Source organism: Nocardioides marmorisolisilvae (genome assembly GCF_003725775.1).
GTDB lineage: Bacteria > Actinomycetota > Actinomycetes > Propionibacteriales > Nocardioidaceae > Marmoricola > Marmoricola marmorisolisilvae.
The window spans coordinates 1,326,003-1,339,199 of the sequence record NZ_RJSG01000002.1 but is presented as its reverse complement, the minus strand read 5'-3'; the positions used below and the strand labels follow the sequence as shown (position 1 = coordinate 1,339,199).

Below are 13,197 nucleotides of genomic sequence, written 5' to 3'. Positions count from 1 at the left end.
CATGGCAACGCTGGAGATCAAGGACCTGCACGTCTCGGTCGAGACCGAGGACGGTCCCAAGGAGATCCTCAAGGGCGTCAACCTGACCATCAAGGACGGCGAGACGCACGCCATCATGGGGCCGAACGGCTCCGGCAAGTCCACGCTGGCCTACACGATCAGCGGGCACCCGAAGTACACCGTGACCAGTGGCTCGATCACCCTCGACGGCGTCGACGTGCTCGAGATGTCGGTCGACGAGCGCGCCCGGGCTGGTCTCTTCCTGGCGATGCAGTACCCGGTCGAGGTGCCGGGGGTGTCGGTGTCGAACTTCCTGCGGACCGCCAAGACGGCGATCGACGGCGAGGCGCCGAAGCTGCGCACCTGGGTCAAGGACGTCAACGCGGCCATGGACCGGGTGAAGATGGACACCGCCTTCGCCAGCCGCAACGTGAACGAGGGCTTCTCCGGTGGTGAGAAGAAGCGCCACGAGATCGTCCAGCTCGAGCTGCTGGACCCGAAGGTCGCCGTCCTCGACGAGACCGACTCGGGCCTCGACATCGACGCGCTGAAGATCGTCTCCGAGGGCGTGAACCGGTTCAAGGAGAACGGTGACAAGGGTGTTCTGCTGATCACCCACTACACCCGGATCCTGCGCTACATCACCCCGGACTTCGTGCACGTGTTCGTCAACGGCCAGGTCGCCGAGGAGGGCGGCCCGGAGCTGGCCGACGAGCTCGAGGCGAACGGCTACGACAAGTACGTCTCGGCGGCGGTCTGATCATGTCCGCCGGCGCGCTGCTGCCCGACCTGGAGGTCATCCGCAAGGATTTCCCGATCCTCGAGCGCACGCTCGAGGGTGGGTTCCCCCTGGTCTACCTGGACAGCGCCAACACCTCGCAGAAGCCGCAGGTGGTCATCGACGCGATGGTCGACCACCTCGAGCGCCACAACGCGAACATCGCCCGGGCGATGCACCAGCTCGGTGCCGAGTCCACGGAGGCGTTCGAGGGTGCGCGCGACAAGGTCGCGACGTTCCTGAACGCGCCGTCGCGCGACGAGGTGATCTTCACCAAGAACGCCTCCGAGGCGCTGAACCTGGTCGCGCGGACGTTCCCCCTCGGTCCGGGGGACCGGGTCGTCATCACCGAGATGGAGCACCACTCCAACATCGTCCCGTGGCAGCTCGCCTGCGAGCGGTCCGGTGCTTCGCTGGACTGGTTCGGGATCGCCGAGGACGGGACGCTCGACCTCTCCCGGATCGACGAGCTGCTCTCGCCGGGCACGAAGGTCGTCGCGCTGACCTGGGTCTCGAACATGCTCGGCACGATCAACCCGGTCGCCGAGATCGCCCGCCGGGCGCACGAGATCGGCGCCGTGGTGGTGCTGGACGCCTCCCAGGCCGCTCCGCACCTGCCGGTCGACGTGCAGGCCGTGGACGCCGACTTCGTGGCGTTCACCGGGCACAAGGTGACCGGCCCGACCGGCATCGGCGTGCTGTGGGGCCGCACCGAGCTGCTCAACGCACTGCCGCCGTTCCTCGGGGGCGGCGAGATGATCGCGACCGTGTCGATGGAGAAGTCCACCTGGGCGCCGATCCCGCACAAGTTCGAGGCCGGCACGCCGCCGATCGTCGAGGCCGTCGGTCTGGGCGCGGCGATCGACTACATCTCGCACGTCGGCCTGGACGCGATCCACGCGCACGAGGTCGCGATCACCGCGCACCTGCTGGACGGCTTGGCGTCGGTGTCCGGGGTGCGGGTGCTGGGCCCGCTCGATGCTGCGCATCGAGGTGGGGCCGTCTCGTTCGAGCTGGCGGGCGTGCACCCGCACGACGTGGCGCAGCTGCTCGACTCCCGCGGTATCGCCGTACGGGCCGGGCACCACTGCGCGAAGCCCGCCCACAAGCGGTTCGGGGTGCAGTCCTCGACCCGCGCCTCGTCCTATCTGTACACGACGCCGGCGGAGATCGACGCTCTGATCGACGGCCTCGAGTACACCAAGAACTACTTCAAGGTCGGGTGACGTTAGACAGTCATGGACCTCGACGCCCTGTACCAGGAGATCATCCTGGACCACTACCGGAACCCGCACCACGCGGGCCTTCGCGACCCCTTCGAGTCCGAGGTGCACCACGTCAACCCGACCTGCGGTGACGAGGTGACCCTGCGCGTGCACCTCAACGAGGACGGCACCGTCGGCGACGTCTCGTACGACGCCGAGGGCTGCTCGATCAGCCAGGCGTCGGCCTCGGTGATGACCGACCTGGTCATCGGACGGCCGCTGTCCGAGGCGCTGGACACCCACGCCGCGTTCCTCGAGCTGATGCAGGGCAAGGGGCAGGTGGAGCCCGACGAGGACGTCCTCGAGGACGGGATCGCGTTCGCCGGTGTGGCGAAGTTCCCGGCCCGCGTGAAGTGCGCACTGTTGTCGTGGATGGCGTTCAAGGACGCGGCCGTGCAAGCCCAAGGAGAACCCGCATGACCGATCACTCTGATCTCCCCGACGTGGACCTCGGCGGTGGGACCGCGACCGCGACCGAGGACGACGTCCTCGAGGCGATGAAGGACGTCGTCGACCCCGAGCTCGGCATCAACGTGGTCGACCTCGGTCTGGTCTACGGCGTGAACCTGGACCAGGAGTCCAACGTCGTGCTCGACATGACGCTCACCTCGGCCGCCTGCCCGTTGACCGACGTGATCCAGGACCAGACCAACACCGCCCTCGAGGGTCTGGTCGGCGACGTGACGATCAACTGGGTCTGGATGCCGCCGTGGGGCCCGGACAAGATCACCGACGACGGCCGCGAGCAGCTGCGGGCCCTCGGCTTCAACGTCTGACCCGTGACCAGCGTCCTGGTGCCGCCGAGTCGGGTGGCCCGTTGGCTCCAGAACTTCGAGGCCCGGCACGGGGCCGCGGACCTGTCGATCTTCCGCCACTCGCTCGTCGGGACCGCGCCGGACGGTTCCTCGTTCCTGGCGTCGCTGCCGTTCTCGCTCGCGTACGCCGGACCGGCGACCGCGGAAGCATTCGCTGAGGCCTGCGTCCCGCCGGCCGACTGGGGGATCCTGCTCGTCCGCAAGGGCGGCTTCGCGGTCGCACGGATGCACGGTGCCGCAATGGCCGACTCCAAGACCGGTCAGCGGCACGTGCAGGGACGGACCAAGGCCGGAGGCCAGAGCCAGCAGCGGTTCGCACGCCGTCGCGAGAACCAGGCGAGGGCGGCGTTCGAGGCTGCCGCCGACCACGCGGCCCGACTGATCGCCGACGCGCCGGCGGTCGTGGTGGGTGGAGATGCCGTCGCGGTCGACTCCGTGCTCGCCGATGCCCGCCTGCGCGGGCTTGCCGGGCGGGTCGTGGGTGACTTCCTCACGGTGCCGGATCCGCGACGCGGGGTCCTGGAAGACGCGGTTCTGGACGCCGGTTCTGTCACGATGAGCGTCATCAACGTCTGACCTTCCGCGATCGGAGCCGAGCATGTGGCAGCCCGACCCCGCGTGGACCGCGCTGCCCGCAGGCGGTGGCCCCGCGACCGTCGGTGTCTGGCGGGGCGAGCACGAGGGCACGGCCGCGATCGTCAAGCGGCTGCGTCGACCGGGTCCGGACGAGACCCTGCTCGAGGACCGCACCCACGCCGGGTACTGGCGCCGCGAGGCTGAGGTCGCGCTGCACCCCGAGGTCGTGGACGGCCCGGGCTTGGTGCCGCCGCGCTACCTGCGCGTGGAGGAGGACACCGACGGCGTCACCGTCTGGGCCACCGAGGTCGTGGCCGAACCGCCGCCTTCGCTGTTCGTGGCCCGGGCGCTGGGCCGTTTCGCCGGGGAGTCGGTGACACCGCCGGCCTGGGCGGCGCGGCGGACCTTGACCGACCGTCTGGGTTTCGCCGAGGCACGGGGCGGGTGGCCGACGCTCGGCCGGACGACGCTGGCCGACGTCGCGGACACCTTGTGGTCGCGCCGCGGCTCCTGGCTGGCGCGGCGCGACGAGGGTCCGGCCGGACGGCTGCACGGGGACGCCGTTCCGGCGAACTTCGTGGCCGGTCGTGGCGAGGACGTCGTCGCGGTGGACTGGCAGGGCTTCGGCTTCGGCCCGATCGGGACCGACCTCGGCTACTACGCCCTGTCGGCGCGGGAGGACTTCGAGGTCCTGCTCGACGCCTACCTGGGTGGGATCGCGGAGTCCGGAGCCTCGCTCGACAAGGACGCGGTGCGGACGGCGGCCAGCGTGATGGCGGTCTACACGGTGTTCAGCCGGGCGGAGTGGGCCTTGTCCCGGGTCGCGCCCGGTGAGGGCGCCCTGGCCGGCAAGTTCAAGCATCCCTCGGTCGCACCCCACCTGCGGGCGCTGCAGCGGCAGGCGCCGCAGATCGAGGCGCTCCTGTAGCTGCTGCGGACTAGCCCCACCAGAAGCTGGTCGCGATGATCCCGTAGAGCGCGATCAGGGTCGCACCCTCGAGCCACGTCGACTCGCCGTCCTGGGCGATCGCCGCGGCCAGGATCACCGAGAGCATCAGCGAGACCACCAGCATCGGTCCGAAGACCAGGGTCAGCGACGCGAGACCGAAGATCTGGCTGATCAGGACCAGGGCCGGGGCGAGCACCAGCGCGATCTGGATCGGGCTGTTGAGGATCACCGAGAAGGCGTACTCGGACTGACCGCGGGCGGCGAGCTGGACGCCGACCACGTTCTCGACCGCGTTGCCGGCGATCGCGACGATCACCAGACCGGCGAACACCGGTGAGATGTTCAGGGTGTCCATCGCCGGCTCCAGTGCCTTCACGAACCAGTCGGAGACGAAGGCGGCGAGGGCGCCCGCCACCGCCAGCATGGTGATCGCCAGCCAGACCGGCCAGCGCGGCGGTTCGGTCTCGACGACCTCGGTCGAGTCCGGGTCGCGGCGCAGGGAGAACGGGAGCGAGAGCGCGAAGAGGGCCAGCAGGATGATGGACACGATCACCGAGAAGGCCACCTCGTGCGATCCGGCCGGGCTGTGCACCTCGTGCGCGATGGACGGGATCGCCATCGCGGTCACCGAGAGCAGCATCAGCACGCTGATCGTGCGGGCGCGCTCCGAGCCGAGCTTCTGGGTGCCGTGCTTGAGGCCGCCGACGAGGAAGGCGAGGCCGAGCACGAGCAGCAAGTTGGCCAGGATCGACCCGATCAGCGCTGCCCGGACCACATCGACCAGGCCGGACTTGAGGGCGAAGATGCAGATGAACAGCTCCGGCAGGTTGCCGAGGGCTGACTGGAGCACCCCGGTCGCTCCCGGTCCGAACCGATCGCCGAGCTGCTCGACGCTGCGGCCGACCAGGCTGGCCAGCAGGCACACGGCCGCAGCGCTGACCAGGAAGCTGACCACCGAGTTCCAGTTGCCGTAGTGGGCGATGCCGGCCAGGACGCAGAGCCCGGCGCCACCGCCGATGACAACCAGGTCCGAACGGATGAAAGTCTGCCCCGAGGTCTGCTCCACGCTCATGGCGGTCAGTCTGGCAGGGTCAGCCACTCCGGTGCTGCAGCGGCGAAGGTCGGCCCGTCGAGAGCACCGACTCCTGCCGGGATGCGGCCGAGGAGCGGCACCCCGGTGATCAGCGGAAGGTCGAGCAGGTTCTGCTCGGCGGCCAGGTCGGGCTGCTCGGGCCAGGACCCGATGAGCACACCGAGAACGGTGAGCGAGCGGTGCTGGATCGCTTGCACGGTCAGGACGCTGTGGTTCAGGGTGCCGAGCCCGGCGCGGGCGACGACGACGAACCCGACCTCGGTGCCGGCGTGGGCCACGGTCTGCGCGAGGTCGAGGAGGTTCCAGGCCTCACCGACGGGCACGAGGACGCCGCCGGCGCCCTCGACCAGCACGTCGTGGCTCTCGGCGGCGGTCAGGATCGCGTCACGCTGGTCCGCCAGGCCGGGCAACGTCGCACCCTCCAGCCGTGCGGCCGTGTCCGGGGCGAGCGGCGCCTTCAGGCGCACCCCTTCGTGCCCGGCGACGTTTCCGGCCAGCCGCCTGACCTCGTCGAGGTCACCTGCGTCGACCGACTCGACCCCGGTCTGCGCGGGCTTGATGACGTACGGGCTGCGGCCCTCGGCGAGCAGGGCGACGGCCAGGGCTGCTGTGGCCACCGTCTTGCCGACCTCGGTGTCGGTGCCGGTCACGAACCAGACCGTCATCGGCCCAACAGCTCTCGCAGCACCTTGGTCGCCGTGGACACTTCCTCGTCGGACAGGTGCGCGTGCGCCGTCAGCCGCAGCCGGGAGATGCCGTCGGGCGTCGACGGCGGTCGGAAGCACCCGATCCGCAGCCCGTGCTCCGCGGCGGCGTCCACCGCGGCCACCGCCTCGAGCGGGCCGGGCATCGGGACGGCCAGCACGGCGCCCTCCGGAGCGGGCACCCCGCACGCGTCGGCCAGCCGGCCCGCGACCGCACGCACCTGGCTGGCGCATTCGGGCTCCATGGCGAGCACGGTCAGGGCCTCGTTCGCGGCCGCGGTCGCCGCCGGTGCGAGCCCGGTGTCGTAGATGAACGGTCGGGCGGTGTTGACCAGGTGCTCACGCACGGCCGGTACGGCGAGCACCGCACCGCCCTGGGAGCCCAGCGACTTGCTGAGGGTCAGGGTCGCGATCACGTGCTCGGCACCGGCGAGACCAGCCTGGTGCAGCAGCCCGCGTCCGCCGTCGCCGCAGACACCGAGCGCGTGCGCCTCGTCGGCGACGAGGAGGGCGTCGTGCCGCTCGCAGGCCGAGGCGAGCTCGGCCACCGGGGCGGCGTCCCCGAGGACGCTGTAGATGGTCTCGATCAGCACGAGCGCGCGTGCCTCGGTGCGCTGGCTCAGGGCGTCCTCGACCGCCTGGACGTCGTTGTGCGGAACGACCTGCACTCGACCTCGGGAGAGCCGGCAGGCGTCGATCATCGAGGCGTGCACGTGGGCGTCGCTGACGATCAAGGTGTCCGCGTCGGCGAGAGCCGCCACCACCGAGAGGTTGGCGTGGTACCCGGTCGAGAAGACCAGTGCCGACGGGAACCCGGTGAACCCGGCGAGCGCGGCCTCGAGGAGCTCGTGGACGGCCAGGGTGCCGGTGACCAGGCGGGAGGCTCCGGCGCCGGCGCCGAACTCGCGCGCCGCGACCGCCGCCGCGTCGACGACCCGCGGGTCGCGGGACAGGCCGAGGTAGTCGTTGCCGGCCAGGTCGATCATCGGACCGCCGACGTCGCTCGGGAACACGCGTCGTACGAGGCCGGCTTCCTCGCGGGCAGCGGCCCGTTCGGCGAGCCAGTCGGAGTACGAGCTCATCCGTGCACCTCCTCGACCGCGCCGACCATGGCCTTGGTGATGGTCTCGACGTCCTCGGGAGAGCTGATGAAGGGCGGCATCGTGTAGACGAGGTTGCGGAACGGACGCACCCAGACCCCGCGGTCGAGCGCGGCCGTGGTGATCGCCGGTACGTCGACGGGGGAGTCGAGCTCGAGCACCCCGACGGCGCCGAGCACCCGGACGTCGACGATCGAGCGCAGGTCGTGGGCCGCGGTCAGGCCGCTGGTCAGGCCACTGCTGATCTCCTTGACCCGGGCCTCCACGTCGTAGGAGGCGAGCAGGTCCAGGTTCGCCGAAGCGACCGCACAGGCCAGCGGGTTGGCCATGAAGGTAGGCCCGTGCATCATCGCGCCGGCCGGGCTGGCGTCGACCCGGGCCGCGATCTCGGCAGAGGTGATCACGGCGGCCAGGGTGAGGTAGCCCCCGGTCAGGGCTTTCCCCACGCAGAGGATGTCCGGGGTGACCTCGCAAGCGTCTCCCGCCCAGCGGGTGCCGGTCCGGTAGAAGCCGGTGGCGATCTCGTCGAAGATCACCAGCGCGCCGTGCTGCCGGGCGAGGTCCGCGAGGAGGCGGACCGCCGCCGGGTCGTAGACGTGCATGCCACCCGCTCCCTGGAGCAGCGGCTCGATGATGACGGCGGCCAGCTCGTCGGCGTGCTGCTCGAACAGGGTCGTGGTCGCCTCGGCCCAGGCGTCGAGCGGCTCACCGATGGCCGGCGGGCGCTCCGCGAAGACGTGCTCGACCAGCAGGCCGGCGTACATGGAGTGCATGCCGCCCTCGGGGTCGGTGACTCCCATCGGCGAGAAGGTGTCACCGTGGTAGCCGCCGCGGATGGTGAAGAACTTGGTCCGGGTCAGCCCGCCGGCGGCGTGCGCCTGCCAGGCCATCTTCATCGCGACCTCGACCGAGACCGAGCCGGAGTCGGCGAAGAACACCTTGTCGAGACCGTCGGGGGCCAGGTCGACGAGGCGCCGGCCGAGCTCGATCGCCGGGGCGTGGGTCAGGCCGCCGAACATGACGTGGCTCATCGCATCCAGCTGCGCGCGGGCCGCCGCGTCGAGCTCCGGGACGCCGTACCCGTGGATCGCGCACCACCAGGAGCTCATCGCGTCGACCACCTCGCGCTCGGCCCCGGCGACGTCCAGGGTCAGCCGGGTGCCGCTGGCGCGCGAGACCGGGTAGACGATCCCCGGCGCCGTCATCGAGGAGTACGGGTGCCAGAGGTGGTCGCGGTCGAAGTCAGTGTCCATGGTGCCTACGGGTTCGAGGTCTCCCCGTGCTCGACGCACTTGGCCGTCCACGAGGTCGGCGACACCTGGACCTGCATCCGGCGCCCGCACTGCGAGCAGTAGCGCGGCGGTTCCATCCGCAGGTTCTCGGCGCACCCGTCGTGGCTGGATTCTTCACCGGGTTCGGTGCGCGGCCGACCGCAGTAGCCGCAGTACAGGTGCAGCTTGGTCATCACAGGCTGCTGCTGAGCGCCTTGATCGGCATCTTCAGGTCGTCGAGCAGGGCCAGGTCCTCCTTCGGGTCCCGGCCCAGCGTGGTCAGGTAGTTGCCGACGATGACGGCGTTGATGCCACCGAGCAGGCCGTCGCGGGTGCCGAGGTCACCGAGGGTGAGCTCCCGGCCGCCGGCGTACCGGAGGATCGTGCGGGGGAGCGCCAGGCGGAACGCGGCGATGGTGCGCAGCGCCTCGGTGGACTCCATCAGCGGCAGGTCGCCGAACGGCGTCCCGGGACGCGGGTTCAGGAAGTTCAGCGGCACCTCGTCCGGCTGCAGCTCACCGAGCTGGGCAGCGAGCTCGGCGCGCTGCTCGACGGTCTCGCCCATGCCGACCAGGCAGCCGCAGCACAGCTCCATGCCGGACTCGCGGACCATCAGGCAAGTGTCCCAGCGCTCCTCCCAGGAGTGCGTGGTGACGACCTGCGGGAAGAAGCTGCGCGCGGCCTCGAGGTTGTGGTTGTAGCGGTGGATGCCCATGTCGACCAGGTCGTCGACCTGCTCCTGGGACAGCATCCCGAGCGAGGCGGCGACCTCGATGTCGACGGCCTCCTTGATCGCCTTCACGCCCTCGCGCATCTGGGTCATCAGACGCTCGTCGGGTCCGCGGACGGCGGCGACGATGCAGAACTCCGAGGCGCCGGTGGCCGCGGTCTGCTCGGCAGCCTTGACCAGCTCGGGGATGTTCAGCCAGACAGAGCGCACCGGGGAGGTGAACTGGCCGGACTGGGAGCAGAAGTGGCAGTCCTCGGGACAGCCGCCGGTCTTGATCGACACGATGCCCTCGACCTCGACCTCGGGGCCGCACCACTTCATCCGGACCTCGTGGGCCAGGGCGAGCAGGTCGGTCAGGGCGGCGTCGGAGGTCCGCATCACCCGCAGGATCTGGGTCTCGTCCAGCGGTACGCCGCGCTCGAGCACCTGCTCACGCGCGATGGCCAGGATGTCCCGGTCCTCGGCGGTCGTCCCGGTTGCTTCCTCGGCGGCGGTGGACATGGGTCTCCTCGTGACTACAGGGGGACGTCCAGGCTCAGAGCGCCCCGGGGGCGAAGGTGTCGCAGGCCTCCAGGGACCCTTCCTTCAGACCTGTATTGAACCAGTGCTCCCGTTGGGCCGCTGACCCGTGGGTCCACTGTTCAGGATTGACCTTCCCGCCGGACTCCTTCTGGATCCGGTCGTCGCCGACCGACTGGGCGGCGTTGATGGCCCGGGAGATGTCGTCGGGGGTCAGGTCGCTGATGATCATCTGACCCAGCGCGTCGGTGGTCTTCTGCGCGTCCTTGGCCCACATCCCGCCCAGGCAGTCGGCCATCAGCTCGGCCTTGACCGAGTCGCTCCGGGGTCCCTGCTGGGTCCGCATCTGGCCGAGGATGCCGAGCTGGTCCTCGATGTGGTGGCCGTACTCGTGGGCGAGCACGTAGCCGAGAGCGAACGGACCGCCCTCGGCGCCGAGCTGGCCGGTGAGCATGTCGTCCATGAAGTCCAGGTCGATGTAGACCCGCTGGTCGTTGGGGCAGTAGAACGGGCCCATCGCGGAGACCGCGCGCCCGCAGCCCGAGCTCGTCGAGCCCCGGAACTTCACGGTCTTGATGTCGACGTACTGGGTGCCCTGCTGGTCCGGCAGCGTCTGGGCCCAGTAGTTCTGGATCGAGTTGGTGAGCAGGTCGATCGCGCAGGCCTGGTCGCGGTTCGCGTCCTCACCGGTCTGGCAGTGATCGCTCACGGTGCTCGAGGTCCCGTCGCTGCCGTCGGTCAGCGGGGACAGCGGGCTGTTGCCGCCGATCGCCTGGATGACGATGTAGATGATCACCACGACGACGGTGCCGAGGCCGACGCGGCCGCCTCCGCCGCTCGGGATCGGGATGCGCATCCCGCTGCCGCCGAGACCTCCGCCGAAGCCTCCGCCGCCACCGCTGCGGTTCTCGACCTGGCCGGTGTCGATGCGGGCCTTCGGGTTGAAACGCATGTCCGTACACTAGTGCTCCCGTGATCACCGCCCACAGCCTCGAAGTCCGTGCGGGCGCCCGTCTCCTGATGCAGGACGTGTCCTTCAGGATCGCCACCGGAGACCGGGTCGGGCTGGTCGGGCGCAACGGCGCCGGGAAGACCACGCTGACCAAGATCCTCGCCGGCGAGGGCCAACCGGCCGCCGGTTCGGTGACGAACTCCGGCACCCTCGGCTACCTGCCGCAGGACCCGCGCACCGGTGACCCCGAGGTGCTCGCCCGCGACCGGATCCTCTCCGTGCGCGGCCTCGACGCCGCAGTGGCTCGGCTGCGCCAGGCGGAGGAGCAGATGGCCTCGGAGGACCCGCAGGTCCGGGACGAGGGCATGAAGCGGTACGAGAAGGCTGATGCCGCCTTCCACGCCGCGGGTGGCTACTCCGCCGAAGCCGAGGCAGCGCAGATCGCCGCGGGGCTGGGCATCGAGGAGCGCATCCTCGGCCAACAGCTCAAGACCCTCTCCGGCGGTCAGCGACGTCGCGTCGAGCTGGCCCGGATCATATTCTCCGGGGCGGACATCCTGCTGCTCGACGAGCCGACCAACCACCTCGACGCCGACTCGATCGTGTGGCTGCGCAACTTCCTGGCGACCTTCAGCGGCGGGCTCGTCGTGATCAGCCACGACGTCGAGCTGCTCGAGGCCGTGGTCAACAAGGTGCTCTACCTCGACGCCAACCGCGCCGAGGTCGACCTCTACAACATGACCTGGAAGAACTACCTCCAGCAGCGCGAGAACGACGAGCACCGGCGGAAGAAGGAGCGCGCGAGCGCGGAGAAGACCGCCGAGACGCTGATGGCGCAGGCGAACAAGATGCGCGCCAAGGCGAGCAAGGCCAAGGCCGCGCAGTCGATGATCAAGCGCGCCGAGAAGATGATGGACGGCCTGGAGAGCGTCCGGGCCGCCGACAAGGTCGCCAAGATCAAGTTCCCCGAGCCGGCTCCCTGCGGGAAGACGCCCCTGATGGGCGAGGGCCTCTCGAAGTCCTACGGGTCCCTGGAGGTCTTCACCGACGTCGACCTGGCCGTGGACAAGGGGTCCCGGGTGGTCATCCTCGGGCTCAACGGTGCCGGCAAGACGACGATGCTGCGGATCATGGCGGGGGTGGACCAGCCCGACACCGGGACCATCGTTCCCGGCCACGGCCTGAAGATCGGCTACTACGCCCAGGAGCACGAGACCCTGGACACCTCACGCACGGTCCTGGAGAACATGCGGACCTCGGCGCCGCAGCTGACCGACGCGGAGACCCGGACCGTCCTGGGTTCCTTCCTGTTCAGCGGCGACGACGCCACCAAGTCGGCGGGCGTGCTGTCGGGCGGTGAGAAGACCCGGCTGGCGCTGGCGATCCTGGTGGTCTCCTCGGCCAACGTGCTGCTCCTCGACGAGCCGACCAACAACCTGGACCCCGCCTCGCGCGAGGAGGTGCTGGCAGCGATCCGCAGCTACCAGGGCGCGATCATCCTGGTCACGCACGACGAGGGCGCCGTCCAGGCGCTCGAGCCGGACCGGGTGCTGCTGCTCCCGGACGGCGACGAGGATCTCTGGTCCGAGGACTACCTCGACCTGATCTCGCTCGCCTGACCGGATGGCTGTCAGGGCCCTGAAATAGGCTTCAGGCATGGATCAAGCACTCCTCGAGCAGGGCGGCGTCGTCGTCGCCCAGGACGGCGCCGTTCTCACCGTCACGATGAACCGTCCGGAGATTCGCAACGCGATGCGGCCCTCGACCTGGGCAGCCTTCGCCGCCATCGGCGCCTCGATCGGCGAGGACGTCCGTGTGGTCGTCGTCCGCGGTGCCGGGGAGTCGTTCTGCGCCGGGCTCGACAAGCGGGTCCTGATGGGCGGCGGCATCGAGGGAGAGGCCCCGGTCGCCGACCTGTTCGGGATGGCCCAGGAGGACTTCGACCAGACGATCGCGACCTTCCAGGAGGGGTTCCTCTGGTTGCGCGACCCTCGGTTCATCAGCATCGCCGCGGTCCAGGGCTACGCGGTCGGCGGCGGGTTCCAGCTCGCCCTGGCCTGCGACCTGCGGATCGCGACCGACGGCGCCCAGTTCAGCATGCGGGAGCCGGCCCTCGGGATCATCCCGGACGTCACCGGCACCAAGCACCTGGTCGAGTGCGTGGGCTACTCGCGGGCGCTGGAGCTGACCGCGTCGGCACGCAACGTGGACGCGACCGAGGCGTTCGCGATGGGCCTGGTCAACCGGGTCGTGCCCGAGGCCGGGCTGGACGCCGCCGTCGCCGAGACGGTCACCGCCATGACCACGCACCCGGCCGGAGCCGTGCGCGGCACCAAGCGGGTGCTGCTCGGGGCGACCGAGCGCACCTTCGACGAGCAGCGCGCCTGGGAACGGGCCGTCCAGTTCGACCGCTTCCGCGAGATCGCCAGCGGCAACTAGTGGTGT

15 protein-coding genes are annotated in these 13,197 nt (G+C 70.2%); 8 read left to right on the top strand and 7 right to left on the bottom strand.

Going from position 1 to position 13,197, the window contains the following annotated elements:
• Position 1: 1 nt before the first annotated feature.
• The 6 genes from sufC to EFL95_RS10535 are packed head-to-tail and all read left to right on the top strand — an operon-like array spanning position 2 to position 4,362.
• Entirely contained in the window at positions 2 to 760 is a 759-nt protein-coding gene (gene sufC / locus EFL95_RS10560) for a Fe-S cluster assembly ATPase SufC (protein WP_123233923.1), read from the top strand.
• A gap of 2 nt (positions 761 to 762) precedes the next feature.
• Positions 763 to 2,004, top strand: a complete 1,242-nt coding sequence (locus EFL95_RS10555) for an aminotransferase class V-fold PLP-dependent enzyme (protein ID WP_123233922.1) — start codon at positions 763 to 765, stop codon at positions 2,002 to 2,004.
• A 12-nt stretch (positions 2,005 to 2,016) separates the two neighbouring features.
• Positions 2,017 to 2,463, top strand: a complete 447-nt coding sequence (gene sufU / locus EFL95_RS10550) for a Fe-S cluster assembly sulfur transfer protein SufU (protein ID WP_123233921.1) — start codon at positions 2,017 to 2,019, stop codon at positions 2,461 to 2,463.
• Positions 2,460 to 2,819 carry a metal-sulfur cluster assembly factor gene (locus tag EFL95_RS10545; RefSeq protein WP_123233920.1) on the top strand — a complete coding sequence of 120 codons (360 nt, stop codon included), beginning with the start codon at positions 2,460 to 2,462 and terminating at the stop codon, positions 2,817 to 2,819. The genes sufU and EFL95_RS10545 overlap by 4 nt, the downstream gene beginning before the upstream one ends.
• A gap of 3 nt (positions 2,820 to 2,822) precedes the next feature.
• Positions 2,823 to 3,434, top strand: coding sequence for an acVLRF1 family peptidyl-tRNA hydrolase (locus tag EFL95_RS10540; protein ID WP_123233919.1), 612 nt, complete (start codon positions 2,823 to 2,825; stop codon positions 3,432 to 3,434).
• A gap of 22 nt (positions 3,435 to 3,456) precedes the next feature.
• Positions 3,457 to 4,362, top strand: a complete 906-nt coding sequence (locus EFL95_RS10535) for a phosphotransferase (protein ID WP_123233918.1) — start codon at positions 3,457 to 3,459, stop codon at positions 4,360 to 4,362.
• A 10-nt stretch (positions 4,363 to 4,372) separates the two neighbouring features.
• Here the strand turns inward: EFL95_RS10535 and cax are convergent, their stop codons facing one another.
• From cax to ypfJ, 7 genes are read right to left on the bottom strand one after another with little or no spacing between them, the layout of a single operon-like run.
• Positions 4,373 to 5,455 carry a calcium/proton exchanger gene (gene cax, locus EFL95_RS10530; protein ID WP_123233917.1) on the bottom strand — a complete coding sequence of 361 codons (1,083 nt, stop codon included), beginning with the start codon at positions 5,453 to 5,455 and terminating at the stop codon, positions 4,373 to 4,375.
• Between the two features lie 5 nt (positions 5,456 to 5,460).
• Positions 5,461 to 6,141 (bottom strand): dethiobiotin synthase, encoded by a 681-nt coding sequence (gene bioD / locus EFL95_RS10525; RefSeq protein ID WP_123233916.1) that lies wholly within the window; start codon positions 6,139 to 6,141, stop codon positions 5,461 to 5,463.
• Positions 6,138 to 7,262, bottom strand: coding sequence for an 8-amino-7-oxononanoate synthase (locus tag EFL95_RS10520; protein ID WP_123233915.1), 1,125 nt, complete (start codon positions 7,260 to 7,262; stop codon positions 6,138 to 6,140). Before EFL95_RS10520 ends, bioD begins: the two co-directional genes overlap by 4 nt.
• Positions 7,259 to 8,533 (bottom strand): adenosylmethionine--8-amino-7-oxononanoate transaminase, encoded by a 1,275-nt coding sequence (locus EFL95_RS10515; protein ID WP_123233914.1) that lies wholly within the window; start codon positions 8,531 to 8,533, stop codon positions 7,259 to 7,261. The genes EFL95_RS10520 and EFL95_RS10515 overlap by 4 nt, the downstream gene beginning before the upstream one ends.
• Before the next feature lie 5 nt (positions 8,534 to 8,538).
• The gene (bsaP, locus tag EFL95_RS10510; RefSeq protein WP_123233913.1) at positions 8,539 to 8,745 is read right to left on the bottom strand and encodes a biotin synthase auxiliary protein BsaP; all 207 of its coding nucleotides are present in this window, start codon (positions 8,743 to 8,745) and stop codon (positions 8,539 to 8,541) included.
• The gene (bioB, locus tag EFL95_RS10505) at positions 8,745 to 9,782 is read right to left on the bottom strand and encodes a biotin synthase BioB (RefSeq protein WP_123233912.1); all 1,038 of its coding nucleotides are present in this window, start codon (positions 9,780 to 9,782) and stop codon (positions 8,745 to 8,747) included. The genes bsaP and bioB overlap by 1 nt, the downstream gene beginning before the upstream one ends.
• 34 nt (positions 9,783 to 9,816) lie before the next feature.
• Positions 9,817 to 10,752, bottom strand: a complete 936-nt coding sequence (gene ypfJ, locus EFL95_RS10500) for a KPN_02809 family neutral zinc metallopeptidase (protein WP_123233911.1) — start codon at positions 10,750 to 10,752, stop codon at positions 9,817 to 9,819.
• Positions 10,753 to 10,772: 20 nt separating this feature from the next.
• Here ypfJ and abc-f point away from each other — a divergent pair, with 20 nt between their 5' ends.
• The gene (abc-f, locus tag EFL95_RS10495) at positions 10,773 to 12,371 is read left to right on the top strand and encodes a ribosomal protection-like ABC-F family protein (RefSeq protein WP_123233910.1); all 1,599 of its coding nucleotides are present in this window, start codon (positions 10,773 to 10,775) and stop codon (positions 12,369 to 12,371) included.
• Positions 12,372 to 12,408: 37 nt separating this feature from the next.
• Positions 12,409 to 13,191 (top strand): enoyl-CoA hydratase/isomerase family protein, encoded by a 783-nt coding sequence (locus EFL95_RS10490; RefSeq protein ID WP_123233909.1) that lies wholly within the window; start codon positions 12,409 to 12,411, stop codon positions 13,189 to 13,191.
• Positions 13,192 to 13,197 lie beyond the last annotated feature (6 nt).

Excerpts from the sequence above, each read along its gene's own strand:
- EFL95_RS10555 (WP_123233922.1), top strand. The coding sequence starts at position 763 with ATGTCCGCCGGCGCGCTGCTGCCCGACCTGGAGGTCATCCGCAAGGAT.
- bioD (WP_123233916.1), bottom strand. The coding sequence starts at position 6,141 with ATGACGGTCTGGTTCGTGACCGGCACCGACACCGAGGTCGGCAAGACG.
- bsaP (WP_123233913.1), bottom strand. The coding sequence starts at position 8,745 with ATGACCAAGCTGCACCTGTACTGCGGCTACTGCGGTCGGCCGCGCACC.
- cax (WP_123233917.1), bottom strand. The coding sequence starts at position 5,455 with ATGAGCGTGGAGCAGACCTCGGGGCAGACTTTCATCCGTTCGGACCTG.
- sufC (WP_123233923.1), top strand. The coding sequence starts at position 2 with ATGGCAACGCTGGAGATCAAGGACCTGCACGTCTCGGTCGAGACCGAG.
- EFL95_RS10490 (WP_123233909.1), top strand. The coding sequence starts at position 12,409 with ATGGATCAAGCACTCCTCGAGCAGGGCGGCGTCGTCGTCGCCCAGGAC.
- ypfJ (WP_123233911.1), bottom strand. The coding sequence starts at position 10,752 with ATGCGTTTCAACCCGAAGGCCCGCATCGACACCGGCCAGGTCGAGAAC.
- EFL95_RS10545 (WP_123233920.1), top strand. The coding sequence starts at position 2,460 with ATGACCGATCACTCTGATCTCCCCGACGTGGACCTCGGCGGTGGGACC.
- EFL95_RS10535 (WP_123233918.1), top strand. The coding sequence starts at position 3,457 with ATGTGGCAGCCCGACCCCGCGTGGACCGCGCTGCCCGCAGGCGGTGGC.
- EFL95_RS10515 (WP_123233914.1), bottom strand. The coding sequence starts at position 8,533 with ATGGACACTGACTTCGACCGCGACCACCTCTGGCACCCGTACTCCTCG.
- bioB (WP_123233912.1), bottom strand. The coding sequence starts at position 9,782 with ATGTCCACCGCCGCCGAGGAAGCAACCGGGACGACCGCCGAGGACCGG.
- sufU (WP_123233921.1), top strand. The coding sequence starts at position 2,017 with ATGGACCTCGACGCCCTGTACCAGGAGATCATCCTGGACCACTACCGG.
- EFL95_RS10520 (WP_123233915.1), bottom strand. The coding sequence starts at position 7,262 with ATGAGCTCGTACTCCGACTGGCTCGCCGAACGGGCCGCTGCCCGCGAG.